At 65.8% G+C, this 26,220-nt stretch carries 23 protein-coding genes and 1 pseudogene; 15 read left to right on the top strand and 9 right to left on the bottom strand.

Annotated elements, in window-relative coordinates; all coding sequences use genetic code 11:
- The first annotated feature begins 77 nt into the window (after positions 1–77).
- The 4 genes from H8B03_RS16275 to comE all read left to right on the top strand — a co-directional run bounded on the left by H8B03_RS16275 (position 78) and on the right by comE (position 4,321).
- Positions 78–1,139, top strand: coding sequence for an NAD(P)-dependent oxidoreductase (locus tag H8B03_RS16275; RefSeq protein ID WP_193142948.1), 1,062 nt, complete (start codon positions 78–80; stop codon positions 1,137–1,139).
- A gap of 65 nt (positions 1,140–1,204) precedes the next feature.
- On the top strand, positions 1,205–3,136 hold the full coding sequence (locus tag H8B03_RS16270) for an acyl CoA:acetate/3-ketoacid CoA transferase (protein WP_193142947.1): 1,932 nt from the start codon (positions 1,205–1,207) through the stop codon (positions 3,134–3,136).
- A 127-nt stretch (positions 3,137–3,263) separates the two neighbouring features.
- Positions 3,264–3,770, top strand: coding sequence for a sulfopyruvate decarboxylase subunit alpha (locus H8B03_RS16265; protein WP_193143038.1), 507 nt, complete (start codon positions 3,264–3,266; stop codon positions 3,768–3,770).
- A complete protein-coding gene (gene comE, locus H8B03_RS16260; RefSeq protein WP_193142946.1) occupies positions 3,767–4,321 on the top strand; it encodes a sulfopyruvate decarboxylase subunit beta in 555 nt (184 codons plus the stop codon). The genes H8B03_RS16265 and comE overlap by 4 nt, the downstream gene beginning before the upstream one ends.
- A gap of 8 nt (positions 4,322–4,329) precedes the next feature.
- On the opposite strand, the gene H8B03_RS16255 is transcribed toward comE, so the two are convergent.
- The gene (locus H8B03_RS16255) at positions 4,330–5,103 is read right to left on the bottom strand and encodes an IclR family transcriptional regulator (RefSeq protein ID WP_193142945.1); all 774 of its coding nucleotides are present in this window, start codon (positions 5,101–5,103) and stop codon (positions 4,330–4,332) included.
- A 197-nt stretch (positions 5,104–5,300) separates the two neighbouring features.
- On the opposite strand from H8B03_RS16255, the gene H8B03_RS16250 reads away from it, so the two are divergent.
- From H8B03_RS16250 to H8B03_RS16240, 3 genes are read left to right on the top strand one after another with little or no spacing between them, the layout of a single operon-like run.
- Positions 5,301–6,803, top strand: coding sequence for an aldehyde dehydrogenase family protein (locus tag H8B03_RS16250; protein ID WP_193142944.1), 1,503 nt, complete (start codon positions 5,301–5,303; stop codon positions 6,801–6,803).
- Between the two features lie 7 nt (positions 6,804–6,810).
- Complete coding sequence (locus H8B03_RS16245; RefSeq protein ID WP_226926028.1) at positions 6,811–8,070, top strand: FAD-binding oxidoreductase; 1,260 nt, start codon at positions 6,811–6,813, stop codon at positions 8,068–8,070.
- A gap of 24 nt (positions 8,071–8,094) precedes the next feature.
- Complete coding sequence (locus H8B03_RS16240) at positions 8,095–9,483, top strand: VOC family protein (protein WP_193142942.1); 1,389 nt, start codon at positions 8,095–8,097, stop codon at positions 9,481–9,483.
- Between the two features lie 124 nt (positions 9,484–9,607).
- Here the strand turns inward: H8B03_RS16240 and H8B03_RS16235 are convergent, their stop codons facing one another.
- Positions 9,608–10,069, bottom strand: coding sequence for an Lrp/AsnC family transcriptional regulator (locus tag H8B03_RS16235; RefSeq protein WP_193142941.1), 462 nt, complete (start codon positions 10,067–10,069; stop codon positions 9,608–9,610).
- Between the two features lie 173 nt (positions 10,070–10,242).
- Between H8B03_RS16235 and H8B03_RS16230 the strand changes: the two genes are divergently transcribed.
- Genes H8B03_RS16230 through lpdA form a run of 4 tightly spaced genes read left to right on the top strand, consistent with a single transcriptional unit; the run spans position 10,243 to position 15,193 of the window.
- A complete protein-coding gene (locus H8B03_RS16230) occupies positions 10,243–11,478 on the top strand; it encodes a thiamine pyrophosphate-dependent dehydrogenase E1 component subunit alpha (protein WP_193142940.1) in 1,236 nt (411 codons plus the stop codon).
- A 1-nt stretch (position 11,479) separates the two neighbouring features.
- Positions 11,480–12,493 (top strand): alpha-ketoacid dehydrogenase subunit beta, encoded by a 1,014-nt coding sequence (locus H8B03_RS16225; RefSeq protein ID WP_193142939.1) that lies wholly within the window; start codon positions 11,480–11,482, stop codon positions 12,491–12,493.
- The gene (locus H8B03_RS16220; protein WP_193142938.1) at positions 12,494–13,810 is read left to right on the top strand and encodes a dihydrolipoamide acetyltransferase family protein; all 1,317 of its coding nucleotides are present in this window, start codon (positions 12,494–12,496) and stop codon (positions 13,808–13,810) included. It begins immediately after the preceding gene.
- Between the two features lie 3 nt (positions 13,811–13,813).
- Complete coding sequence (gene lpdA / locus H8B03_RS16215; protein ID WP_193142937.1) at positions 13,814–15,193, top strand: dihydrolipoyl dehydrogenase; 1,380 nt, start codon at positions 13,814–13,816, stop codon at positions 15,191–15,193.
- Between the two features lie 7 nt (positions 15,194–15,200).
- Here the strand turns inward: lpdA and H8B03_RS16210 are convergent, their stop codons facing one another.
- From H8B03_RS16210 to urtA, 7 genes and pseudogenes are all read right to left on the bottom strand, one after another.
- The gene (locus tag H8B03_RS16210) at positions 15,201–16,220 is read right to left on the bottom strand and encodes an NAD(P)-dependent oxidoreductase (RefSeq protein ID WP_193142936.1); all 1,020 of its coding nucleotides are present in this window, start codon (positions 16,218–16,220) and stop codon (positions 15,201–15,203) included.
- Positions 16,221–16,420: 200 nt separating this feature from the next.
- Positions 16,421–16,541 (bottom strand): annotated as a pseudogene (locus H8B03_RS19010) (molybdopterin-dependent oxidoreductase); the annotation flags it as partial.
- A gap of 162 nt (positions 16,542–16,703) precedes the next feature.
- Positions 16,704–17,399, bottom strand: a complete 696-nt coding sequence (gene urtE, locus H8B03_RS16205) for an urea ABC transporter ATP-binding subunit UrtE (protein ID WP_193142935.1) — start codon at positions 17,397–17,399, stop codon at positions 16,704–16,706.
- A gap of 3 nt (positions 17,400–17,402) precedes the next feature.
- A complete protein-coding gene (gene urtD, locus H8B03_RS16200) occupies positions 17,403–18,149 on the bottom strand; it encodes an urea ABC transporter ATP-binding protein UrtD (RefSeq protein ID WP_193142934.1) in 747 nt (248 codons plus the stop codon).
- On the bottom strand, positions 18,146–19,378 hold the full coding sequence (gene urtC, locus H8B03_RS16195; RefSeq protein WP_193142933.1) for an urea ABC transporter permease subunit UrtC: 1,233 nt from the start codon (positions 19,376–19,378) through the stop codon (positions 18,146–18,148). Before urtC ends, urtD begins: the two co-directional genes overlap by 4 nt.
- 3 nt (positions 19,379–19,381) lie before the next feature.
- A complete protein-coding gene (gene urtB / locus H8B03_RS16190) occupies positions 19,382–21,337 on the bottom strand; it encodes an urea ABC transporter permease subunit UrtB (RefSeq protein ID WP_193142932.1) in 1,956 nt (651 codons plus the stop codon).
- Positions 21,338–21,394: 57 nt separating this feature from the next.
- Positions 21,395–22,675 carry an urea ABC transporter substrate-binding protein gene (urtA, locus tag H8B03_RS16185; protein WP_193142931.1) on the bottom strand — a complete coding sequence of 427 codons (1,281 nt, stop codon included), beginning with the start codon at positions 22,673–22,675 and terminating at the stop codon, positions 21,395–21,397.
- 448 nt (positions 22,676–23,123) lie between these two features.
- Here urtA and H8B03_RS16180 point away from each other — a divergent pair, with 448 nt between their 5' ends.
- Genes H8B03_RS16180 through ureC form a run of 4 tightly spaced genes read left to right on the top strand, consistent with a single transcriptional unit; the run spans position 23,124 to position 26,219 of the window.
- The gene (locus tag H8B03_RS16180; RefSeq protein ID WP_319022496.1) at positions 23,124–23,891 is read left to right on the top strand and encodes an urease accessory protein UreD; all 768 of its coding nucleotides are present in this window, start codon (positions 23,124–23,126) and stop codon (positions 23,889–23,891) included.
- 1 nt (position 23,892) lies between these two features.
- A complete protein-coding gene (locus H8B03_RS16175; protein WP_193142930.1) occupies positions 23,893–24,195 on the top strand; it encodes an urease subunit gamma in 303 nt (100 codons plus the stop codon).
- Positions 24,196–24,204: 9 nt separating this feature from the next.
- Entirely contained in the window at positions 24,205–24,510 is a 306-nt protein-coding gene (locus H8B03_RS16170; protein ID WP_193142929.1) for an urease subunit beta, read from the top strand.
- Entirely contained in the window at positions 24,510–26,219 is a 1,710-nt protein-coding gene (gene ureC, locus H8B03_RS16165) for an urease subunit alpha (RefSeq protein ID WP_193142928.1), read from the top strand. Before H8B03_RS16170 ends, ureC begins: the two co-directional genes overlap by 1 nt.
- Position 26,220 lies beyond the last annotated feature (1 nt).

Here is a 26,220-nt window from a genome sequence, read left to right as displayed (position 1 = left end):
TCTGTCAGGCTGACGCATGGTTACGGCGCGCCTGAGGTGGTCTAGTCTGGGAAGTACAACAGGGCAGGGGCGCAAGGATGGGCGGGCAAAACGGGTTGGCCGGAACGAAGGTATTCGTCACCGGGGGCAGCGGGTTCATCGGACGGCGGCTGGTGGCAGCCCTGACAGCGGCGGGGGCCGAGGTGACGGCCCTGTCGCGCGCAGGGCAGGTGGCCGGGGCCGCCCGGACGATCACCGGCGGGCTGTCGGATCCCGCTGTCCTGAAGGACGGGCTGGCAGGGCAGGCGGTGCTGTTTCACCTGGCCTATGACGTGCGCGCCTCGGCGGCCGACAACCTGGCCGGGTTCGAAACCCTGCTGGCGGCAGCGACCGAGGCGAGCGTCGGCCGCATCGTGCACACCAGTTCCATCGTCGTCTACGACGGCTGGCCCGACAGCGACCTGACCGAGGACAGCCCGATGGAGCAACCCGGCGGCAGCCCCTACCGGCAGGCCAAGATCCAAATGGAACGCCGGTTGATGGCGGGCAGCCTGCCCGCCGCGATCCTGCAGCCGACCATCGTCTGGGGGCCGGGATCGTCGTTGTGGACCGATGCGCTGGCCGAGGCGCTGACCGGCGGTGACGTGATCCTGCCCGAACCGGAAGGCGTGCTGAACGGTGTCTATGTGGACGATCTGGTGCAGGCGCTGCTGCAGGCTGCGCAGGTGCCCGATCTTGGTCAGGAACGATTCATCATTTCCGGCCCCGAGGGCCAGACATGGCGCGGGCTGATCGAGGGCTATGCCGCGGCCATCGGGCAGGGCAGGGTTCGACTGGAACCCCATGACGCGCTGGCCGCGCGGCTGGGTCCAAAACCGCCCGAGGGCGGCGATTCCGGCCCTTCGGCGGCGGCTCGGGTCAGTGCCATTGCACGGCGCCTGCTGGGGCGGGAGCGGTTCGAGGCCCTGGTCCGACAGGTCAAGCGGCGTCTGTCCAGGGGCGGCGACTTCACCCCCGACCACCACCTGCTTGAAGTCTACTCGGGCACCGGGCGCTGTGCCACCGACCGGGCGCAGACGCGGCTGGGCTATGCGCCGCAATTCGGTCTGGCCGAGGGTCTGGCCGCCACCGCCCCCTATCTGAAGAAACGCCTGACCTGAGCGGGCACGGGCGCGCCTGAAACGGCGCGCTCTCGGAAATTCTGCACGTCTGACGGGAGAGAGACATGCGCAACAAGGTAGTCACCGCCGCCGAAGCGGCCGCACTGATCAAGGATGGCGACACCATCACCTCGTCGGGCTTCGTCGGGATCGGCGTGCCGGACGAGTTGCTTTGCGCCGTCGAGGACCGATTTCTGGCCAGCGGATCGCCCCGCGACCTGACCCTGATCTTCGCGGCGGGCCAGGGCGACGGCAAGGACCGCGGCCTGAACCGGCTGGGCCACGACGGTCTGCTGAAGCGCGTGGTCGGCGGCCACTGGGGCTTGATCCCCAAGGTGGCCGCGCTGGCGGTCGAGGGCAAGATCGAGGGCTGGAACCTTCCGCAGGGTTGCCTCAGCCAGTTGTTCCGCGACATCGCCGCCGGCAAGCCGGGGATGCTGTCGCGCGTCGGGCTGGAGACCTTCGTCGATCCGCGTCACGGCGGCGGCGCGATCAATGCCATCAGCACCGAACCGCAGGTGGAACTGATGCAGATTGGCGGCGAGGACATGCTGTTCTACCCGGCCCAGAAGCTGACCGTCGCGCTGCTGCGCGGCACCACCGCCGACCAGATGGGCAATATCACCATGGAGCGCGAGGCGCTGGTGCTCGACAACCTTGCGCAGGCCATGGCGGTCAAGGCCGCCGGCGGCGTGGTGATCGTCCAGGTCGAACGCATCGCGCGCAACAAGTCTCTGCCCCCGCGCGACGTGCAGATCCCCGGCATCCTTGTGGATGCGGTGGTGGTGTCCCGGCCCGAACACCATGTCCAGACTTATGGCACCACCTTCAGCCAGGCCTTCACCAACCGCATCCGTCCGCCCGATGGCGAAATCCCGGCGATGGAGCTGGACGCCCGCAAGGTCATCGCCCGGCGCTGTGCCTTCGAATTGCCGATCAACGGGGTGGTGAACCTCGGGATCGGGATGCCGGAAGGCGTGGCTTCGGTGGCCGCCGAAGAGGGGCTTCTGGATCACCTCACCCTGACCGCCGAACCCGGCGTGATCGGGGGTCAGCCCGCCTCGGGGCTGGATTTCGGTGCGGCGGTAAACACCGACGCGGTGATCCCGCAGAACAGCCAGTTCGACTTTTACGATGGCGGCGGGCTGGACATGGCCTGTCTGGGTCTGGCGCAGGCCGACCCCCTGGGCAACGTCAACGTGTCCCGCTTTGGCCCGCGTCTGGCCGGGGCCGGGGGCTTCATCAACATCTCGCAAAACGCCCGCGCCCTGGTCTTTGCCGGCACCTTTACGGCCGCAGGGCTGGACGTGGTGATCGAGGATGGGGGGTTGCGCATTGCGCGCGAAGGCCGGTTCCCCAAGTTCCTGCGCTCGGTGGAACAGATCACCTTTTCCGGTGCCCGCGCCGCGCGGCTGGGCCAGCCGGTGCTCTATGTCACCGAACGCTGCGTGTTCGAATTGACCACCCAGGGGCTGAAGCTGGTCGAGATCGCGCCGGGTGTCGATCTGGACGCCGATATTCTGGCCCATATGGAAACCGCGCCGCTGATCGACGAGATCCGGCAGATGGACATTCGCATCTTCCGCCCGGCGGCGATGGATCTTCGGGTCGATCTGCTGCATCTGGATCTGCCCATGCGCGTGGCGCTGGATGCCGAAGCGGACCGGCTGTTCCTGAACTTCGAGAAAATGCGCATCCGCAGCGCCGATGACGTGGCCATGGTGCGCGCCGCCGTAGAGCGGGTCTGCGCACCGCATCCGCGCAAGGTGGATGTGATCGTGAACTACGACGATTGCCGCATCGATGACGATCTGGTCAATCTCTGGGCCCAGATGGTCGAAGACCTGCAGCAGCGGTATTATGCCAGCGTGTCGCGCTATGCCGGGTCCGCCTTCATGCGGATGAAGCTGAGCGAGGCCTTCCCCAAGGCGCGCCCGCATATCTATGAAACCCGCGAACAGGCCAGCCGCTATCTGGAGGACAAATCCACAGACTGAGGCCAGCCTTTGGGCGTCATGCCGGAACTTGCGGAAAGCCCGAGGCCGGTCTTGCACCTTATTCTTGTGGCCGCCTAGAGACTGCCCCTCAATCTTGCCAGCAACAGGAACTGCCATGCCGCCTGACCTGACCATCGACCAGAAGATCGCCGGGGATCTGATCGCCAACGACGTTTCCTTCGTGACCACGGTGCCCTGCAAGCAACTGGCCGGGGTGATTGCCGAGATCGACCGCCGCCCCGAGATCCGCCATGTGCCCGCCAACAAGGAAGACGAGGGCATGGGCCTGTGCGCCGGGGCGTGGATGGGCGGCCAGCGCGCCGCGATCATCATGCAGAACACCGCCCTTGGGGTGACGCTGAACACGCTGGCCACGCTGATCCAGTTCTACCGGATGCCCTTGCCGATGCTGATTTCCTATCGGGGCGAGTTGCGCGAGCCGGTGGCTTGCCAGGTCGAGATGGCGCTGCACACCAAGGCGCTTCTGGCGCAGCTTCATATCCCGACCTACCATTTCCACACGCAGGCGGATGCGGCCGAGCTGGATACCATCCTGAAATACAGCTTCATGTGCAACAAGCCCGTGGCGGTGCTGACCGACGCGTCCTTCTGGGGAGGCTATGGCGACCAATGATCCGTTCCGAAATCCTGCGCGAAATCGCCCCGATCCTTCGCGATCACCTTGTCATCTGCAACATCGGCATTCCCAGTCAGGAACTGCATGCCATCGACGACCAGCCCAGCAATTTCTACATGCTGGGCACCATGGGGCTGGCCTCTTCCATCGGGCTGGGGCTGGCGCTGGCGCAGCCCAAACCGGTGATCGTGATCGACGGCGACGGCTCGGTCCTGACCAACCTCGGCACCCTGCCGACCATCGCCAACAACCCCGCCGACAATTATATCCTGATGATCATCGACAACGGCTCCTACGGCTCGACCGGCGACCAGCCGACCTATACCAGCGGCAAGACCTCGCTGGCGGGCATGGCGCGGGCGGCGGGCTGCGACCGGGTGGTTGAATGCAGCGGGGAGGAGACCGGCCCGGTTCTGCAAGAGGCGCTGGACAGCGGCCAGATGACGGTGATCGTGGTACGCTGCGACAGCGGCAACGCCAAGATGCCGGTGATCACCCTGGACCCGGTGGTGATCCGCGACCGTTTCATGAAAGCCGTGCGCGCCTAGGCGGCGCTTCAGGCCTCGTCGATCAGGGCACCCAGCCGCGCGGCGGTGGCATGCAGTTGCGGCACCAGATGCACCGCATTCTTCAGCGCCAGCCGCTGTTCAGGTGCGTGAAAGGACAGCGTCGACAGCAACCGGCCCGACCCGTCAAGCACCGGCACCGCCAGCGACACCATCCCGTTCAGGAATTCGCCATTGTCGATCCCGAAGCCGCGATCGCGCGTGCGGCGCACGGCTTCGGCCAGCCGGTCGGGATCGGTGATCGTGCGCGGCGTCCGATCCTTCAGCGCGGTGGTTGTGATATAGGTTTCCAGCGGCGTATCGTCGAAGGTGCTGAGAAACATCTTGCCACTGGCCGTGCAATACAGCGGCATCCGCGTACGCAACGGCAATTGGATGCGCAGGGCGTGGCGGGTTTCGGCCTGCTCCAGCCCGATCATCGCGTCCCGATCCGGCACCGCGAGCACGCAGGTTTCGTGGATCTCGGCGGCCAGCCGTTTCAGGATCGCCACCCGCGCCGTGCGCATCCTCAGCGATGACAGAACCCCGGCGGAAAGCTGCCGCAGCCTTGGGGCCGGGGCATAGCCGCGGCCGTTGAATTCGCGCTGGATGAAGCCTTCGTCCTCAAGCGTGTTGAACAGTCGGTGAATGGTCGGCTTGGGCAGGCCCAGCTGGCGGTTGACCTCGGTCGGGGTGACCGGCACGCCGGCCTCGGCCATGGCTTCCAGCACCAGCAGCAGCCGCAGGTTGGTGGGGATCGTCCCGTCCTTGTCCGTCTCGTCCATCAGGGATGCCCCGCTTTCCCGCGCTCCGGTGATCTAGCCCGAAGGCCGCGGGGGCGTCGATGGGGCAGGGCCGCGCGGGCCTTGGCATATATTTCGTTTTCCAAGCCCCGGCACGCTGTGTCACCATGGTCCGGACCGGCATCGCGCGGATGTTTCACGCCCACCCGCACAGGCCCAGACAAAAGGGACCCACGCCCATGGCCCATCAGCAGATCCTGACCGCCTGCGGCCTGACCACCGCGCAGACCACCGGCGGCGACCTGCCCGTGACCACCCCCGTGGATGGCAGCGAGATCGCCCGCGTGCACAGCCAATCCCCTGAGGAGGCCACCGCTACCATCGCCCGCGCCCGCACCGCGTTCGAGGCGTGGCGCCAGGTGCCCGCACCGCGCCGGGGGGAGTTGGTGCGCCTGCTGGGTGAGGAATTGCGCCGCGAGAAGGAAAACCTGGGCCGGATGGTGACGCTGGAATGCGGCAAGATCTACCAGGAAGGCCTGGGCGAAGTGCAGGAGATGATCGACATCTGCGACTTTGCCCTCGGCCTGTCGCGGCAGCTTTACGGGTTGACCATCGCCTCGGAACGTCCCGGTCACACCATGCGCGAGACCTGGCATCCGCTGGGGGTGGTGGGGATCATCACCGCATTCAACTTTCCCGCGGCCCCCTGGTGCTGGAACGCGGCGCTGGCGCTGGTTTGCGGCGATCCGGTGATCGCCAAACCCTCCGAGAAGACCCCACTGACGCAACTGGCGATCCAGCGGATCTGTGACCGGGCCGTGGCCGCCTTCGGTCCCGATGCGCCCGAGGGCCTGATCCAGACCCTGATCGGCCAGTCCGACCTTGGGCAGGTGCTGACCGCCTCGCCGGATGTGGCGCTGATCTCGGCCACCGGGTCGGTGCCCATGGGCAAGGCCGTGGCATCCGAGATTGCGCGGCGGCTGGGCAAGACCATTCTGGAACTGGGTGGCAACAACGCGATGATCGTCGCCCACTCGGCCGATCTGGAAATGGCGGTGCGGGCCATCGTCTTTTCCGCCGTCGGCACCGCCGGGCAGCGCTGCACCTCGCTGCGCCGCCTGATCGTGCACGCGGACATCTATGACGACCTGGTGCCGCGCCTGATCCAAACCTATGCGGGCCTGTCCATCTGCAGCCCGTTGGAGCCGGACACGCTGATCGGCCCGCTGATCGACGCAGGCGCCCTGACCGCGATGGAGGCCGCGCTGGACGCCGCGCGCGCCGAGGGTGGCACCGTGCACGGCGGTGGGCGCGCGCTGGCTGACCGGTTTCCGGACGCCGCCTATGTCCATCCGGCCATCGTCGAAATGCCCGCGCAGACCGCCATCATGCATACCGAGACCTTCGCCCCGATCCTCTATGTCGTGAAATACCGCGATCTGGACGAGGCCATCGCCCTGCAAAACGCCGTCCCGCAGGGGTTGTCGTCCTGCATCTTCTCGACCGATGTGCGCGAGACCGAGTATTTCCTGTCGGCGCAGGGGTCCGACTGTGGCATCGCCAATGTGAACATCGGCCCCTCGGGCGCCGAGATCGGCGGGGCCTTCGGCGGCGAGAAGGACACCGGCGGCGGGCGCGAAAGCGGCTCGGATGCGTGGCGGGCCTACATGCGGCGGCAGACCTCGACGGTGAACTATTCGCGTGACCTGCCGCTGGCGCAGGGCATCACCTTTGAAATCTGAGGCGATGATGGACGCGCCCCACAGCCTCTGGCGAGCGACGGTGCCCGAGCCGGGGTCTTTCCCGGCACTGGAGCGGAACCTGTCCGTGGATGTGGCGATCATCGGCGGCGGATACACCGGGCTTTCGGCGGCCTGCCACCTGGCCGAGGCCGGGGCCAGCGTCGCGCTGGTCGAGGCCCGCAGCATCGGCTTTGGCGGCTCGGGGCGCAATGTGGGGCTGGTCAATGCCGGTCTGTGGGTCCCCCCCGACTCGGTCGAGGCGCGGCTAGGGACACCTGCCGGAACCCGCCTGAACGCGGCGCTGGCCGAGGGGCCGGAGGTGGTCTTCGACCTGATCGCACGCCACCAGATCCGCTGCGAGGCTGTGCGCAACGGCACCCTGCATTGCGCCCATTCCGCCGCCGGGCTGCGTGATCTGACGGCCCGCTTCGCGCAACAGCAGGCGCGCGGTGCGCCGGTTGCCCTGCTGGATCCCGCACAGACCGCGTCGCGGACCGGCACCACCGCCTATCTGGGGGCGCTATGGGATGGCCGGGCCGGCACGATCCAGCCGCTGGCCTATGCGCAGGGGCTGGCACGGGTCGCCAGACAATATGGGGCGCAGATCTTTGAACACAGTCCCGCGCTTGCCGTGTCACGGACGGGCGACGGCTGGAGCGTGAGCACGCCCAAGGGGACGCTGCGCGCGGCGCGCCTGATCCAGGCCACCAATGCCTATGGCGCAGGGCGGGCCGGACAGAACCCGGTGATCCCCGCGCATTTCTTCCAACTGGCCACCGCGCCGCTGCCAGTCGCCTTGCAATCCGCGATCCTGTCCGGGCGGGAAGGCTGCTGGGACACAGCGCCGGTGCTGACCTCCTTGCGGATGGAGGCGTCGGGGCGCTTGCTCCTTGGCGCACTTGGCAATCTTGATGGACCGGGCCGGGGGCCTCATGCGGCGTGGGCACGGCGCAAGCTGGAAAAGCTGTTTCCGCAATTGCGCGGCATCGGGTTCGACCATGCCTGGACCGGGCGTATCGCCATGACCACCACCCATCTGCCGTGCGTGCACAGCCTGGGACCGAAGGCCGTTTCGATCTTCGGCTACAGCGGGCGCGGCATCGGTCCCGGCACGGTCTTTGGCCGCGCCGCCGCGCAATGGGCATTGGGCACCGGCGATTTCCCGGTGGCGATCACCGATCCCGCACCAGAACCCGCCGTCGCCCTGAAAGCCGCCGCACTGGAAACCGGGGCGGTCCTGACGCACCTTGTGGGCGCGCGCCACTGACCCGAGACCTGAAGGAACCTGCCCATGACCCGCCGTTTTCGCAGCCCAAATCAGATCCGCGCCGATTTCTCGGCAGCGATGTCGGCCATGTACCGGACCGAGGTGCCCGCCTATGGCGATCTGGTCAAGATCGTCGGCCAGACCAATGTCACCGTCCTGAACAGCCCGGCCCGCGACGCCCTGAACCTGACGCCGGATGAGGACACCACGCGGATTTCGCAGGAACGCCACGGCGCGATCCGGCTGGGTACGGCGGCGGAACTGGCCATGATGGCCCGCGTCTTTCGCGTGATGGGGATGCATCCGGTGGGCTACTATGACCTGTCGGTGGCCTCGGTGCCGGTGCATTCCACCGCCTTCCGTCCAATCGCACGGGCCGATCTGGCGGAAAACCCGTTCCGGGTGTTCACCTCGCTGCTGCGGCTGGAACTGATCGCGGACGCTGCCTTGCGGGAAAAAGCCCAAGCGGTGCTGGACCGACGCCAGATCTTCACCGAAACGGCCATTGCACTGACCGAAACGGCCGAGGCCAATGGCGGTCTGGAGGACGGTGATGCCGCCGACTTCGTGCGCGAGGTGCTGGAAACCTTCCGCTGGCATCCCGAAGCCTGCGTCGATGCCGAAACCTTCGCCGCCCTCATCAAGGCGCACCGGCTGATCGCCGACGTGGTGTCGTTTCGCGGCCCGCACATCAACCATCTGACCCCGCGCACGCTGGACATCGACGCAGCACAGGACGGCATGATCGCGCGCGGCCTCCCGGCCAAGGCGATCATCGAGGGGCCGCCACGACGCACCTGTCCGATCCTGTTGCGGCAGACCGCCTTCAAGGCGCTGGATGAGCCGGTGCGGTTCCCCACGCCTGCGGGCGGCTGGCACGACGGCCACCATACCGCCCGGTTCGGCGAGATCGAACAGCGCGGTGCGGCGCTGACCCCGAAGGGGCGTACGCTGTATGACCAGTTGCTGGCCGAGGTACGCGCGGCAGTTCTGCCGGCCGCTGATGGCACCAACACCGCCGAATATGACGCCAAACTGGCGGAGGTTTTCCGCAAGTTCCCCGATGATTGGCGCAAGCTGTACGATCAGGGGCTGGCGTACTTCAAGTTTGCCGTCACGGGGATGCCGCCACCGGGAACACCACAGGACGTGGCAGCCCTTCTGGACGCCGGTGTCCTGACCCTCAGCCCGATCATCTACGAGGACTTCCTGCCGGTCAGCGCAGCGGGCATCTTCCAGTCCAACCTTGGCGACGAGGCGCGGGACAGGGTGCAGCCGGTTTCCAACCAGCAGCAGTTCGAAGCGGCCCTTGGTGTGCCGGTGGCCGATGAGTTCGCGCTGTACGACGCCCTGCAAGCGGACTCGCTGGCGGCTTGTTTGCGACAGCTGTCTGGAACGACATCTTCTGGCTAGACGCCACCATCCGCACCCATTGTTTATACATAAGTCTGATTACAGCGTCTTCGCATAGGATCAGAGCCGTCCTGTGCGCCCACCACAACGTCGCCCCTGATCTTGCGCTGCGCCGCGCCGCGCGTCACAGCGGCAGCGCGGTGGTGTTTTTCACCACCTCCAGAATGACCGAGCTTTGCATTTCCTGAACGCCGGGCAAGCTCACGAGGCGATCCTGCATCAGCGTCTGGTAGTGATCGATATCCCGCACCACCAGCCGCATGTGGAAGTCGAACTCGCCCAGCAACAGCACGGCGGACTGGATTTCGGGGATCGCGCGGATCTCGCGTTTGAAGGCCTCTAGCGCCTTGCGATCATGGCGCTTCAGCTTCACCCGCGTCACGACCACGGCGTTGAACCCCAGCTTGCGGCGATCCAGTTCCACATGGCGGCGCAGGATCACGCCGGCTTCCTGCATCTGGTTGATGCGGCGGGAACAGGGCGACTGCGAAATGCCGGCGATCTCGGCGATCTGGGTGACGGTCAGACTGCCATCACGCTGCATCGCCCGCAGGATTCTCAGATCGGTTTCGTCGAGATTGAGCATGAATTCCCTAAATTACCGCGTTTCTTGGCTGAAGTATGCGCACACCCTAGGGATCCCGGCCCAATCGGGCAAGAATGCACCGGAAAATCGGCTATCATGGGGAAAGGCGGCGATTCTCGTGGGAGGAGACATGAGATCCCGCACCCCGGCCGTCGTTCAGGGAGGACGCAACCATGACCGAAACCCCCAAGCTGACCTTCCCGCATCCCCCGGCGCGCCCGGATCAAAGCCCGGATTTCTCGGCGATCGAGGTGCCAGAGGCCGGGATTCTGGACGTGCCGCCGCTCGACCTGACCTCCATCGACGCCCGCCCCTATGCCAATGGGATGGTGCGGGTGCTGAACGATGCGGGCGAGGCCGTGGGCCCCTGGGCCGACTATATCGCCGACATCGACGCCGAGGCCCTGTTGCAGGGTCTGCGGGACATGATGACCATGCGGGTGATCGACCAGCGGCTTCTGAACGCGCAGCGGCAGGGCAAGACCTCGTTCTACCTGCAATGCACCGGGGAAGAGGCCATCGGCTGCGGCTTCCAACGCCAGTTGTCCAAGGGCGACATGAACTTCCCCACCTACCGCCAGCAAAGCCTGCTGATTGCGGCGGGCTATCCGCTGGAAGTGCTCATGGGGCAGGTCTATTCCAACCAGCTTGACCCGCTGGAGGGGCGTCAACTGCCGGTGCTGCATTCGTCGCGCGACTATGGCTATTTCAGCATCTCGGGCAACCTGGGCACGCAGTACATCCAGGCGGTGGGATGGGCGATGGCCAATGCCCTGTCGGGCGATGGCACCATCGCGGCGGCCTGGATCGGCGACGGGGCAACGGCGTCGAACGATTTCCACTCGGCGCTGCTGTGTGCCTCGGTCTATCAGCCGCCGGTGATCCTGAACATCGTCAACAATCAGTGGGCGATCTCTACTTATACCGGCGTCGCCTCGGGCATGGCCCGCACCTATGCCGCCCGTGCGCGTGGTTATGGCGTGCCGGCGTTGCGGGTGGATGGCAACGACTATCTGGCGGTGGCGGCGGTGTCGCGATGGGCGGTGGCGCGCACGCGGGCCGGTCACGGACCCGTGGCCATCGAATGGTTCACCTACCGGGTGGCGGCGCATTCCACCTCGGACGACCCTTCGGCCTACCGGCCCAAGGACGAAGCCCTGGCCTGGCCGCTGGGCGATCCGATCACCCGCCTGAAGGATCATCTGGTCCTGACCGGTCAATGGTCCGAGGAACGTCACACGCAGGCAGAGGCCCAGATCCGCGACGAGATCATCGCGCTGCAACGCAAGGTCGAGGCCGAGGGCACCTTCGTGAACCCCAAGCCGATCTCGCCCGCCACCATCTTCAAGGGGGTCTATGCCGAGATGCCCCCGCATCTGCGCCGCCAGCGGCAGGAAATGGGGTACTGACATGGCCCGGATGTCGATGATCGAGGCGCTGCGCGACGCCATGGACGTGATGCTGGACCGTGACCCGAAGGTTCTGATCTTTGGCGAGGACGTCGGTTATTTCGGCGGCGTCTTCCGCTGCACCGCCGGATTGCAGAAGAAATACGGCGAGGAACGGGTGTTCGACACACCGATCAACGAAAGCGCCATCGTCGGCATGGCGGTGGGCATGGCGGCGCAAGGGATGCGCCCCTGCGTCGAGGTGCAATTCGCCGATTACGTCTTTCCCGCCTACGACCAGATCACCCAGGAAGCCGCGCGCATCCGCCATCGGTCGAACCAGATGTTCTCTTGCCCGCTGGTGGTGCGAATGCCCACCGGCGGCGGCATCTTCGGCGGTCAGACCCACAGCCAGAGCCCCGAGTCGCTGTTCACTCATGTGGCCGGGCTGAAGGTGGTGCTGCCCTCGACACCTTATGACGCCAAGGGCCTGCTGATCGCCGCCATCGAGGATCCCGATCCGGTGATTTTCCTGGAGCCAAAGCGCATCTACAACGGCCCGTTCTATGGCAATCACACCGGCAAATCGGTGACCTGGGCCAGCCATCCCGGCGGCGAGGTGCCCGAGGGGCATTATTCGATCCCCATCGGCAAGGCCGACATCCGCCGCGAGGGCACCGCCGTGACCGTGCTGGCCTATGGCACCATGGTCTACGTGGCCGACGCGGCGGTGGAACAGACCGGGATCGACGCCGAGATCATCGACCTGCGCAGCCTGCTGCCGCTGGACGTGGACACCATCCGCGCCTCGGTCGAGAAAACCGGACGTTGCCTGGTGGTGCATGAAGCCACCCGCACCAGCGGTCTGGGGGCAGAATTGATCGCCGAGGTGCAGGAAAGCTGCTTTTGGCACCTGCACGCGCCGATCCTGCGGGTGACGGGCTGGGACGCGCCCTATCCGCATGCCGCCGAATGGGATTATTTCCCAAGTCCCGCGCGCATCACCCGCGCCCTGCACCAAGTGATGGAGGCTTGAATGAAGGTTCTCCCGGTAAAACTTCCTGACGTGGGCGAAGGCGTGACCGAGGCCGAACTGGTCGAATGGCACGTCAAGGTCGGCGACATCGTGCGCGAGGATGACGTGATCGCGGCGGTGATGACCGACAAGGCGACGGTCGAGATCCCCTCGCTCTATTCCGGCAAGATCACCGAACTGGCGGGCGAGATCGGGCAGGTTCTGCCCATTGGCACCGATCTGGTGATGATCGAAACCGAGGCCGATGCGGTCGAGGATCAGACCTTGGCCGCCGATCCTGGCGAGCCAGCAGCAGACAAGGGAGCGGTCAATCCCGAGACCACGAAATCGGCTGAATCCAAGCCACCTGCTCAAACCGAAAAGGCGGCGAAACCCGTCCAACAGACCCGCCCCCGTCCGGTTGCCGGAACCAGCGCCAGCGCCCCCCGCACCGAAGGCGCGTTGCCCTTGGCGGCCCCGTCCGTCCGCGCCCGGGCGCGGGATGGCGGCATCGACCTGCGGCAGGTGCCCGGCACCGGACCGGCGGGTCGCATCACCCATCAGGATCTGGACGCGGTGTTCAGCCGGGCCGATCACCCGGCAGCCAGCAGCGGGCCCGGCCTGCCGCGCAGTCCCCGCATCGGCAGCGAGGATATCCCGGTGGTCGGGATGCGCCGCAAGATTGCCGAGCGCATGGCGCTGGCCAACGCCCGCATCCCCCATATCACCGTGGTCGAAGAGGTGGATGTGACAGCCCTGGAAGACCTGCGTGCCAAGTTGAACGACAGCCGGGGCGAGCGGCCCAAGCTGACCCTCTTGCCCTTTCTGGCCGCCGTACTGGCCCGCGCCCTGCCCGACCACCCCGAGATGAACGCCCATTACGACGACGAGGCCGGGGTCATCACCCGGCACGCGGGCGTCAATCTGGGCATGGCCACCATGACCGACGCCGGGCTGGTGGTGCCGGTCCTGCGCCACGTGGAAGCCCTGGGCCTGTACGACATCGCCACCGAGATCGCGCGGCTGTCCGAAGCCGCCCGCACCTCGAAAGCGCGGCGCGAGGAACTGACCGGCTCGACCATCACCGTGACCTCGCTGGGGCCTCTGGGGGCGCTGGCCACGACCCCGATCATCAACCCCCCCGAGGTGGCCATTCTGGGCGTCAACAAGATCGCCACGCGGCCCATGTGGGACGGCACCCAGTTCGTGCCCCGAAAGATGATGAACATCTCGGCCAGCTTCGACCACCGCGTCATCGACGGCTGGAATGCGGCGGTCTTCGTGCAGAAGATCAAGTCCCTGCTGGAAACCCCGGCCCTGATTTTCGTGGAGGTGTGAGGCATGAGACAGGACAGTTGCAAACTGCTGATCCTTGGCGCCGGTCCCGGCGGCTATGTCTGCGGCATCCGCGCGGGCCAACTGGGCGTGGACACCATCGTCGTCGAGGCCGACAAGCCCGGCGGCACCTGCCTGAACGTGGGCTGCATCCCCTCCAAGGCGCTGATCCATGCAGCGGATGAATTCCACGCCGCACGCAGCCTTGTGGGCGGCAATGCCCTTGGCATTTCGGCAGGCGCCCCCAGCATCGACCTGGCCCGCACCATGGCGTGGAAGGACGGGATCGTGAGCCGTCTGACCGGCGGCGTCGCCTCGCTGCTGAAGAAGGCCGGAACGCGCCATGTGCAAGGCTACGCCCGCGTTCTGGACGGCAAATCGGTCGAGGTCACGACCCCCGAAGGCCCCCTGCGCATCGACGCCGAGAACATCGTCATCGCCACCGGCGCGCGGCCCTTTGAACTGCCGTTCCTGCCCTTCGGCGGCCCGGTGATCTCTTCGACCGAGGCGCTGGCGCTGCCCGAACTGCCGAAACGGCTGTCGGTGGTGGGCGCGGGCTATATCGGGCTGGAAATCGGGATGGCCATGGCCAAGCTGGGGGTGCGGGTCACCCTTGTGGAAGCCGCCAAAAGCATCCTGCCGCAATACGATGCCGAGTTGAGCAAACCGGTGCTGGCCCGGCTGCAGGCGCTGGACGTGGCCCTGCATCTGGATGCCAAGGCGCAAGGTCTGACCGAGGACGGCACCGCATTGCGGGTGGAAACGCTGGGCGGGCCGCAGGAAATCCCGTCGGACAAGATTCTGGTGACCGTGGGCCGCGCGCCCGTGACCACCGGCTTCGGGCTGGAGGATCTGGGGCTGTCGATGACCGGTCCCTTTATCGCCGTCGATCGCTTCTGTGCCACCTCGATGCGCGGGGTGTTTGCCATCGGCGATGTGACCGGAGAGCCGATGCTGGCCCATCGCGCCATGGCGCAGGGCGTGGTGGTGGCCGAGCATCTGGCCGGCCTGCCCACGATCTGGGACAAGCGCGCCATCCCGGCGGTCTGTTTCACCGATCCCGAGATTGTCACCGTCGGTGCCTTGCCCGATGCGCAGGAGGGGTTGGCCGTCACGAAGTTCCCGCTGGCCGGCAATGGCCGGTCAATGACGCTGGGCCGCAGCGATGGCTTCGTGCGCATCGTGCATGATCCTGACAGCGGGTTGATTGCGGGCATTCAGGCGGTAGGTGCCGGGATCGCGGAAATGGCCGGCGAGTTCTCGTTGGCGATCGAGATGGGCGCGACCCTGACCGACATCGCCGCCACGATCCACGCCCATCCGACACTGGGCGAAACCACGCAGGAGGCCGCCTTGAAGGGCCTCGGTCAGGCCCTGCACATCTGAGGCCGGATCAGGCCGGTTGGCTGCGCGCCGGGGCGTCGTGGCCCCCCGGAACCTCCGGCACCTTTTCGACCGACAGTCCCTGGCCCTGGGCGGCCTCGGCCAGCGCGTTGGCCGTCGCGCCACCGGTCAGCCACACAACGTGGTGGCCTTGCTGGGCCTCGGACAGGATCACATCGGCAATGCGCGCCTCGGGCCATGCGATGGCACCGGGGCGCGGGCCGACGCAGACCCGCTCGGCATCGCGGCGGGCCAGTTCCAGCACCGCATCCATCCCGGCATCATGGAAAATCACATCGCATTCCTGCAGCTTGCGCACCGCCCGCAGGGTCATCAGATCGGCGATCCCGCCGCTGGCCGCGATCACGGCTATGCTGCCCAGCCCGGTGTCATCCGGCGCTTGTCCCTGCGCGATGGCCTCTTTCAACGCCTGCGCGGCCTCGCGTTCATTGCCGATGGCGTGCAGCTGGCGCGGAGGGCCGTCGAACACCCATCGCCAGAAGGCACGCCGACGCGCACGGTCGACCCCGCGCGCCACCGCCGGGCGCATCCGTCCCGCAAGGCTGGCCAGATGACCAAGGCGTGGCTCCAGCATCTGTTCGATGGCGGTCTTGACCTGGCGGCCCAGAACCGGCGCGGTGCCCTCGGTGCCGATGGCCACGACCAGCGGGTCGCGATCCACGATGGACGGCGTGAAGGCGTCGCAAAGCTCGGGCTGATCGACCACGTTCGCCGGCACCCTTGCCACGCGCACCAGATCGGCAAGTGCGGCATCCATGCCGGGACAGCCCGTCGCCACGAACGCCAGTGCGGCTCCGTCGATCAGATCGGGTGTGATGGCCCCGTCATGGTGCTGAACACGGCCTTCGCGCACCAGTTCGACCAGTTCATCGTCCAGATGCGGGGCGCAGAGCACCACCTCGGCCTCGGACTTCAGGATCAGGCGCGACTTCTGCGCGGCCTGTTCGCCGCCGCCCAGAACCATCACGCGGCGCCCGGCCACTTTCAGAAACATCGGAAAAGTCTTCATGGCGGTCGCCTCCCTGCTGCGCTCAACCTAGCGCTAGACTGTTCCGCCGCAAGATCATGTCGCAGCCCTTCCAGAAGCGCCTGCATCTCCGGCCGACAGGAGCCGCAATTGCTGCCCGCGCCCAGACGGTCCGGGATCAAAATCCGTAACAGGGCGCTACCGCGCGGCCTGTCCACCTGCGCCAGACCGGTGGGCTGCGGACCCAAGCGGGCGGCATCCGAGATGATCCGCCAGTCGGGCCGCGCTTTCCCCCGGTGCAGGCAGGAATTTGCGCTGGCGGCTGATGGTCCGGGCGAAACTGGTGAAGGTGCCGTCCTTCTCAACTCAGCCGGCAGCACGCAGCGATTCCATGATGAGAAGGGCCCGTTCCCGGTCCTTCTCGACAGCAACGTTGGTCAATCGATCTTTCATGTTTCGATCCGGGCCCCTAACATGCCCCAAACCCCCTGCCCGGTTCCACGGCAATTCATTGCGCCGGTCCCGTCAGACGGACACCAGCGCCTGCACTTCGTCGCGCGGCGAGTCTGCCTTGGTGCCGGAATGCACGACCTCGCCCCGGCGCAGTACGACGATGCGGTCGGCCAGTTCGTAGGCGAAGTCGAAATACTGCTCGACCAGCACGATCGCCATGTCTCCGCGAGCGCGCAGCTGCTTCAACACCTCGCCGATCTGCTTGATGATGTTGGGCTGGATGCCCTCGGTCGGCTCGTCCAGCAGCAACAGCTTGGGCCGGGTGATCAGCGCCCGCGCGATGGCCAGTTGCTGTTGTTGCCCGCCCGACAGGTCGCCGCCGCGCCGATGCTTCATCTGGTCCAGCACCGGGAACATCTCGTAGGTTTCAGGCGGGATCCTGTGTTCGGAGCGCGGCAGGCAGGAAAACCCGGTTTCCAGGTTCTCGCGCACCGTCAGCAGCGGGAAGATCTCGCGCCCCTGCGACACCAGCCCGACGCCCTTGTGCGCCATGCCATGCGCCGGCAGCACGCCCAGATCCTCGCCATCCAGCGCGACCTTGCCGCCCGATCTTGCGTGCCGCCCGGCGATGGCGCGGATCAGGCTGGTCTTGCCGACGCCGTTGGTGCCCATGACGCAGGTGATCTCGCCCTTCTCGGCGGCCATCGAGACATCGTACAAGATTTGCGAATGCCCGTAGTGCAGGGTCAGGTTTTCGACGTTCAGCATGGTCTAGCGCCCCAGATAGACGTCGATAACCTGCTGGTTCGACGTGACGTGATCGAGACTCCCCTCGGCAAGGACCGAGCCTTCGTGCAGGACCGTGACGCGGCAGTTCAGCCGTCGCACGAAATCCATATCGTGTTCCACCACCACGACCGCGCGGGTCTTGGCCGCTTCAACCAGCAGCGCCGTGGTGCGTTCGCGTTCGGCCAGCGTCATCCCGGCGGCCGGTTCATCCACCAGCAGCAGACGCGGTTCCTGCGCCAGCAACATGCCGATTTCCAGCCACTGCTTCTGGCCGTGCGACAACTCCCCCGACTTGCGGGCCAGTTCGTCGGTCAGCCCGATGGTGGCGGCAAGCTCGTTCACCCGGTCCAGATCCTTGCCGCCAGCCCGGTAGAACAGCACCGCCAGCGGCCCGCGCTTGTTGCGCTGCGCCATCAGCAGGTTCTGGTGCACGGTCTGGTCTTCGAACACCGTTGGCTTCTGGAACTTGCGGCCGATGCCTTCGCGGGCGATGCGCGCCTCGGACATGCCCCGCAGCGAGATGTTCTTTTCGCCCCAGGTGATGCGGCCGTCGTCCGGCTTGGTCTTGCCGGTGACGATGTCCATGAAGGTGGTCTTGCCCGCGCCATTGGGCCCGATGATCGCCCGCAGCCCGTGGCTGGGCATGGTGAAGGACAGGTTGTTGATGGCCCGGAAGCCGTCAAACGAGACGGAAACGCCGGAAACTTCAAGAAGGCGGGTGCTGCTCATTCCTGCGCCTCCTTCTCCTGAAGCGCGCCCATGTCCGGCCCAAGCGGGGCCCCATGACGATCCGGGTGGGTGCGATGGGCGATCAGATCGAACAGCCCGCCGATGCCCTTGGGCGCATACAGGGTGACCAGAACAAAGCTGAGGCCAAGCACGATCAACCACCAGTCGACCCATTTCACCGTGTAGAAGCCCAGGTTGACGTCGGGCACCTGCCCGCCGGTGAACAGCGACGAGAACAGCGTCACGAAGATTGCCCCGATCACCGCGCCGTACAGCCGCCCGCGTCCGCCGATGGCAACCCAGACCGCGAGGTAGATCGAGGCGATGGGCGCAATCTCGGCCGGGTTGATGATGCCCGCCTGCGGATAATACAGCGCCCCCGCGATGCCCGAGATCATCGCCGTGCCGGCAAAGATCACCAGCTTGTAGACCTCGACCTGGTAGCCAAGGAACCGCACGCGGGCCTCGTTGTCGCGAATGCCGCGAATGACCGAGCCGAATTTGCCCGACACCACCCAGGCGGCCAGCAGATAGCCCAGCCCGAGGGCTGCCGCCGAGGCCCAGAAGAACCACAGGGACACCAGCGCCTGCGGCACGTCATCGAGACCCGGCAGGTTTTGAAGCCCCGACAGCCCGTTGTTGCCACGCAGCCCGCTGTCGTTCTGGAACAGGTACAGGGCCAGCGCCAGCGTCATGGCTTGGGTCAGGATCGACAGGTAGACGCCCGTCACCCGTGCCCGGAACGCCAGCCAGCCGAAGACCAGCGCCAGCAGGCCCGGCACCGCGACCACCAGGATCAGCTGGATCACCAGACTGTCGGCGAAGCTCCAGACCAGCGGGAATTCGTTGGACCCCACGACGCCGAAGATCTGGGTGGCGATGGCCTCCTGTATCTCGGTGACAGTGGCCGGGATCGGCGCTTCGGCCAGCGAGGTGGCGACGATGTCGCGGGTGCGCTCGTACATCAGCCACATGCCGATCATGTAGCCGCCCAGCCCGAAGAAGGCGAAATGCCCCAGGCTGAGGATGCCGGTGTAGCCCCAGACCAGATCCATCGCGACAGCGATCAGGGCCAGGCACAGGGTCTTGCCCAGTGTCTTGACGAAGCTGGTGGACAGGAACCCGTTGCCGACGGCCTCGGACAGGACGGTCACGCCCAGAACGAACAGGCCAAGGCAGGCGAGGAAGATCAGGACAGATGGATTTCTGGCGACGAAACTGCGTTGCATGGCTCAATCCCCCGCTGCGCGGCCCTTCAGGGCGATGATGCCCCGCGGCCGGAATTGAATGAAGATGATGATGAAGACGATCATGTAGGTCTGCGCCGCCAGCGTGTTCGAGGGGTTCATCCATTCGATGCCCTTTTGCAGCCCGCCGATCATCGCAGCGCCCGCAAGGGTGCCCCAGATGTTGCCGACGCCGCCCACGACCACAGTCATGAAGCTTTGCACGATGTAATCCGACCCCAGTTCCGAGGTCACCTTGGCAAACAGGCCGATGGCCACGCCCGCGACACCGGCGATGCCCGAACCCAGCCCGAAGGTCAGCATGTTGACCCGGTCGGGGTTGATCCCCATCGAGGCCGCCATGGCCCGGTTCTGGGTGACGGTGCGGGTTTCCAGCCCCAGCCTTGTGCGCCGCATGATGAACAGGAACAGGCCCAGGAACAGCAGTGCCAGCACGAAGATCGCGATGCGGATGTAGGAAATCGACACCACGTCGTTCAGCACCAGCGCGCCGTCCAGCCAGCCCGGAGAGGTCAGCGGTCGCGCCTGCGTGCCGAAGATGTTCTTGGCCAGCTGCTGCAGCGCGATCGAGATGCCGAAGGTCGCCAGCAGGGTTTCCAGCGGACGGTTATAGAGCCAGCGGATCACCAGCCGCTCCATCAGCACCCCAGCGCCGAAGGTCACGGTAAAGGCCAGCGGCAGCGCGACAAGGATCGAGATCGTGTGATCGGGGATGAACTGCTGCACCACGTATCCTGTGTAAGCGCCCATCATGATGAATTCGCCATGGGCCATGTTGATGACCCCCATGACGCCAAAAGTGATGGCCAGCCCAATGGCGGCGAGGAAATAGATCGACGCCAGCGACAGCGCGTCCAGCCCCAGGTCGATGGCCTGGTTCACACCGACCTTAAGTTCGATCTTGGTCAGCGCATCCTGTGCGGCGGTGGTCACGGCGGGATCATCCACCTGGTAGACCTCGGCGAAGCGATAGTCGGCCAGGCTGGCCTCCACATCGCTTGCGGTCACCAGCGGCGGCACCAGACCCGCCTCGGACAGGGCCACATAGGCGCGGGCGCGTTGGAATTCGTCCGACAGGGTGTGCACCGAAATGCCACCGACCTTGCCATCGACGATATTGGCCGCCAGCGCGTTGCGGATGTCCGCGCCCGACACGCGCGGTGGCGCAAGATCCCCGTCAACCAGCAAGGCATAGGCGTCGGCGATGCTGAGCACATCGTCGCCCGGCTTGAGTTCCGCGCGGACATTCACGCCCTCGGGGATCGCTCCGGGAAAGGCCGCAAGATCGGTCACCAGCAGCGGGTTCAGGGTGGCCCGCACATCAACGCCCAGATCGCCCGCCATGTCTTCGATGGCGGCAACGCGGGTCGGTGTGTCGGCGTCATAGGCAATGGTCAGAAGCCGCTCGATCCGGGCCTTGCGGGCGGCAATATCCGGGTCGATCTCGCCCTCGATCGACAGGCGCAGCGGTGCCAGAAGCGAGGCTTCGGGCGCGCGTTCGATGGCGATCAGCGCCTCCATCCGGCGCGTGGGGTCGGGATCGGTCAACTGGAAGCGCACCAGCGCGGTCGAGATCATCGCGCGAACACCGCTGTTGGGCTTGATCTGCTTGATATCCGATTTGTCCGCCGTGCCCATGTCGGCCCCGGTGTCGAAATCGATCAGGCGATAGGTCTTGGAGTCCACCTTCTCGGCGCGGAAAAACAGCCCGTCATCCTTGCGGTACCACATGTCCTTGGTCACCCAGGCTTGCAGCACATCTTGCGCCGCCGGCGCCTTGCTGGCCACCACCGCGTCGATGGCCGGCCCGATGGTCTTGCGGGAGCTTTTCACGATCGTCTCGCGCTGCTCTTGCAGAACGGGTTGGATCAGGACGTCATCGGCCCAGGCAATGTTAACCTGTGCCAGGACGCACAGGCCCAGCAGGAGAAGTAATTTCATGATGGTATCTGTCCCCGATGCCAGAGGGGCGCGACCGCCCCTCTGGCGTGGTTGGGATTAGTAGTTCGACTTGGTCTGAACGCAGGTCTCGGTTTCGGTGTTGTACATACCGCAGCCGAGATCTTTCCAGTCGGACACCAGAACCGCGCTTTCCGGCAGGAAGTCGGTCCAGGCGTCGCCCGGCACCACGTCGGTTTCGCTGATGATATCGAACTGGCCGTCGTCCAGGATCTCGCCGATCAGCACCGGCTTTGCCAGGTGGTGGTTCGGCAGCATCACGGCGGTGCCGCCGGTCAGGTTCGGGAATTCCTGGCCGTACATGGCGCTGCGCACCGCATCCACATCGGTCGTGCCGGCAGCTTCGGCGGCGTTCACCCACATGTTGAAGCCGATGTAATGGGCTTCCATCGGATCGTTGGTCACGCGCTCTGCACCCATGCGGGCTTTCCACGCGGCAACCCATTCGGCGTTGGCTTCGGTGTCAGCCGACTGGAAGTAGTTCCAGGCCGCCAGGTGACCGACCAGGTTCGAGGTGTCCAGACCCGACAGTTCCTCTTCGCCGACCGAGAAGGCCACGACGGGAATGTCATCGGCCGAAATGCCAGCGGCAGCCAGTTCCTTGTAGAAGCCGATGTTGGCGTCGCCGTTGATGGTCGAGATGACGCCGACCTTCTTTCCGTCGGCGGCCAGGGCGACCACATCGGCCACGATCTTGGACCAGTCGGAGTGACCGAAGGGGGTGTAGTTGACGAAGATGTCGTTTGCGGACACGCCCTTGGACTTCAGGTAGCTTTCAAGGATGTTGTTCGTAGTGCGCGGATAGACATAGTCGGTGCCCAGCAGCGCGAATTTCTCGACGCCCAGTTCTTCCAGGAAATAGTCGGTGGCCGGGATCGCCTGCTGGTTCGGCGCAGCCCCGGTGTAAAACACGTTCTTCGAGCTTTCCTCGCCCTCGTACTGAACCGGATAGAACAGCAGGCCGTCGAGTTCCTCGATCACCGGAAGGACCGACTTGCGCGACACGCTGGTCCAGTTGCCGAAGATCACGTCCACATCGTGCACGGTCAGAAGCTCGCGCGCCTTTTCGGCGAACAGCGGCCAGTCGGACGCCGGATCGACAACCACGGCTTCCAGGTCGCAGCCCAGCACGCCGCCTTTTTCGTTCTGCTGTTCAATCAGCATCAGCATGGTGTCTTTCAGAGTGGTCTCTGAAATCGCCATGGTGCCCGACAGCGAATGCAGAACGCCGACCTTGATCGGGCAGTCTTCGGCGATGGCGGCGGTGGCCATGGCGGCCAATGCGGTGGTCGTGCAAAGCGCAGTTTTCAGGATGGTCATCTGTGTCTCCCCAGGGAAGGTCTGGTCCCGGTTGCGCGCGCGCCCCCGAAGCCCTACCCAGGCCCCGCAATTGTATTGCATCCGTGTGACGGTCGGTCCGTTTCCAGTCGTCTGACCGTCACACACCTGTTCGCTCGGCCCCTCAGCCGCAGGCAGGCCCACCGTTTTGACACAGCCGCTTTGAAGGCAACGAAACCGGAGGGAATTCCGGCAAGGCTGCAGCGGTTTGCGGAATACTTCACCTTTAACGGCTGTTGATGGCTCTTTTTTGGGCATTCGTCGCTTTGCGCAGCGCTCAACTGCGGATCCTTTTGGCACTCCAGCCCCAAGCTGCCATCAAACCACCACATCAGGACACGGACGGCTGGAGGGGCCTATCACACAGTTCAACACCATAACCCACGGTCAGCCCGTCAGCCCCGCGCCCCGCGCGCGTGGCACCGTGGTGGTGGCGACCAAGCCCACCGCGCGCGGAACCGGACTGGACGCGCTGCGGCAGGCGGGATCGCTGAAATGCGTGTTTCCGCGCCCGGTGGCCAAGGGCATCGACGCGGTTCTGGTCAATACCGCGGGCGGCATCACCGGCGGCGACAGGTTCGATGTGACCGCGACGGCCGGGTCCGGCACCGCCCTGACGCTGACCACCCAGGCCGCCGAACGCGCCTATCAGGCCAGTCCCGGCCAGCAGGGCCTGTTGCAGACCGGCCTGACCGTCGAAGCCGGGGCCCGCCTGCATTGGCTGCCGCAGGAAACCTTGCTGTTTCAGGGCTGTGACCTGAACCGCCGTCTGACCGCCGATCTGGCCCCAGATGCCCGCCTGTTGCTGTGCGAGCCGGTGATCTTCGGCCGCGCCGCCATGGGCGAAGTTCTGACCGGCGCCCGGTTCCGCGACCGGATCGAGGTGCGCCAGGATGGCAAGCCGCTGTATCTGGACGCAATGACCCTGTCGGGCGATATCGCGGCGCATCTGTCCGGCAAGGCCATCGCAGGCAAGGCCGGGGCGATGGCCAGCCTTGTCTATGTTGCCCCCGACGCCGAGACTCGGCTGACCGCCCTGCGCAAGTTGCTGCCACCCTCGGGCGGTGTCAGCCAGCCCGGCCCCAACCACCTGGTGATGCGCTTGCTGGCCCCGGACGGCTATGCCCTGCGCAAGCACCTGATCCCGATCTTGACCACCTTGAGCCGATCCGTGCTCCCGCGATGCTGGATGATCTGACATGAACCTGACCCCGAGAGAAAAAGACAAGCTGCTGATCGCCATGTGCGCCGAGGTCGCCCGCAAGCGGCTGGCGCGCGGCGTGAAGCTGAACCACCCGGAAGCGATCTCGCTGATTGCCGACGCGGTGGTCGAAGGCGCCCGCGACGGCAAATCCGTGGCCGACATGATGGAACAGGGCGCGCAGGTCGTGACCCGCGCGCAATGCATGGAAGGCATCCCCGAGATGATCCACGAAGTGCAGGTCGAAGCCACCTTTCCCGACGGCACCAAGCTCGTCACCGTTCACAACCCGATCCGCTGAGGTGTCCCGATGATTCCAGGAGAAATCTTTCCCGCCGAGGGCGTGCTGCTGCAAAACGCCAACCAGACATCCATCACCCTGCTGGTTGCCAACACCGGGGACCGCCCGGTGCAGGTCGGCAGCCACTATCATTTCGCCGAGGCCAACAGCGCGCTGGACTTCGACCGCGCCGCCGCGCGGGGCTATCGGCTCGACATCACCGCCGGGACCGCCGTGCGCTTCGAGCCGGGCCAGAAACGCGATGTTCAGTTGATCCGGATCGGGGGCGCCCGCCGGGTGTTCGGGTTCAACCAAGACGTGATGGGGAACCTCTGATGCCCGTCGAGATCAACCGGGCCGACTATGCGGCGATGTTCGGTCCCACCACCGGCGACAAGCTGCGGCTGGCCGACACCGATCTGGTCATCGAGGTCGAGCGTGATCTGACCACCTATGGCGAAGAGGTCAAGTTCGGCGGCGGCAAGGTCATCCGTGACGGCATGGGGCAGGCCCAGACCACCCGCGCAGAAGGGGCCGTCGACACGCTGATCACCAATGCGCTGATCGTCGATCACACCGGCATCTACAAGGCCGACGTCGGTCTGAAGGACGGTGCCATTGCCAAGATCGGCAAGGCCGGCAACCCCGACACCCAGCCCGGTGTCGATATCATTGCCGGGCCGGGGACCGAGGTCATCGCCGGCGAGGGCCGCATCCTGACCGCCGGTGGCTTCGACAGCCACATCCATTTCATCTGCCCGCAGCAGATTGACGATGCGCTGCACTCGGGCCTGACAACCATGCTGGGCGGCGGCACCGGCCCGGCCCATGGCACGCTGGCCACCACCTGCACGCCGGGGCCCTGGCACATCGGGCGGATGCTGCAAGCGGCGGATGCTTTCGCGATGAACCTGGCGTTTGCGGGCAAGGGCAATGCCTCGCTGCCCGCCGCGCTGGAGGAACAGGTGCTGGGCGGCGCTTGCGCCCTGAAGCTGCACGAGGACTGGGGCACCACCCCCGGCGCCATCGACTGCTGCCTGACCGTGGCCGACGCCATGGATGTGCAGGTGATGATCCACACCGACACGCTGAACGAAAGCGGCTTTGTCGAGAACACCATCAAGGCCCTGAAGGGCCGCACCATCCACGCCTTCCACACCGAGGGCGCGGGCGGCGGCCATGCCCCCGACATCATCAAGATCTGCGGCGAGCAGCATGTGCTGCCGTCTTCGACAAACCCCACGCGGCCGTTCACGGTGAACACGCTGGAAGAGCATCTCGACATGCTCATGGTCTGCCACCACCTTGACAAGTCGATCCCCGAGGATGTGGCCTTCGCCGAGAGCCGCATCCGGCGCGAGACCATCGCGGCGGAAGACATCCTGCACGACATGGGCGCATTTTCGATCATCGCCTCGGACAGCCAGGCCATGGGCCGCGTGGGCGAGGTCATCATCCGCACCTGGCAGACCGCCGACAAGATGAAGAAGCAGCGCGGACGTCTGGCCGAGGAAACCGGCGAAAACGACAACATGCGGGTACGCCGCTATGTGGCGAAATACACCATCAACCCGGCGATCGCCCATGGTCTGGGCCATGCCATCGGCTCGATCCAGGAAGGCAAGCGCGCCGATCTGGTGCTGTGGTCGCCCGCGTTTTTCGGGGTGAAGCCCGAGATGGTGCTGATTGGCGGCTCTATCGCCTGTGCCCAGATGGGCGATCCGAATGCCTCGATCCCGACGCCGCAGCCGGTCTATTCGCGCCCCATGTTCGGCGCCTATGGCCGGTCGGTCGAAAACTCGGCGGTGACCTTCGTGTCGGCCGCGGCGCAGGCGGATGGCCTTGGCGCACGGCTCGGGCTGGCCAAACAGACCATGGCCGTGGAGAATACCCGAAATATCGGCAAATCGGACATGATCCTGAACGCCGCGACCCCGGTGGTCGAGGTCAATCCCGAAACCTATGAGGTTCGCGCCGATGGCGAGCTTCTGACCTGCGAACCGGCCAGCGAACTGCCTATGGCCCAACGCTATTTCATGTTCTGAG

It is taken from the genome of Meridianimarinicoccus sp. MJW13 (genome assembly GCF_014901205.1).
GTDB lineage: Bacteria > Pseudomonadota > Alphaproteobacteria > Rhodobacterales > Rhodobacteraceae > Meridianimarinicoccus.
Note: the sequence above shows the minus strand (reverse complement) of the source record. Positions and strands in the feature narration are given on the sequence as shown.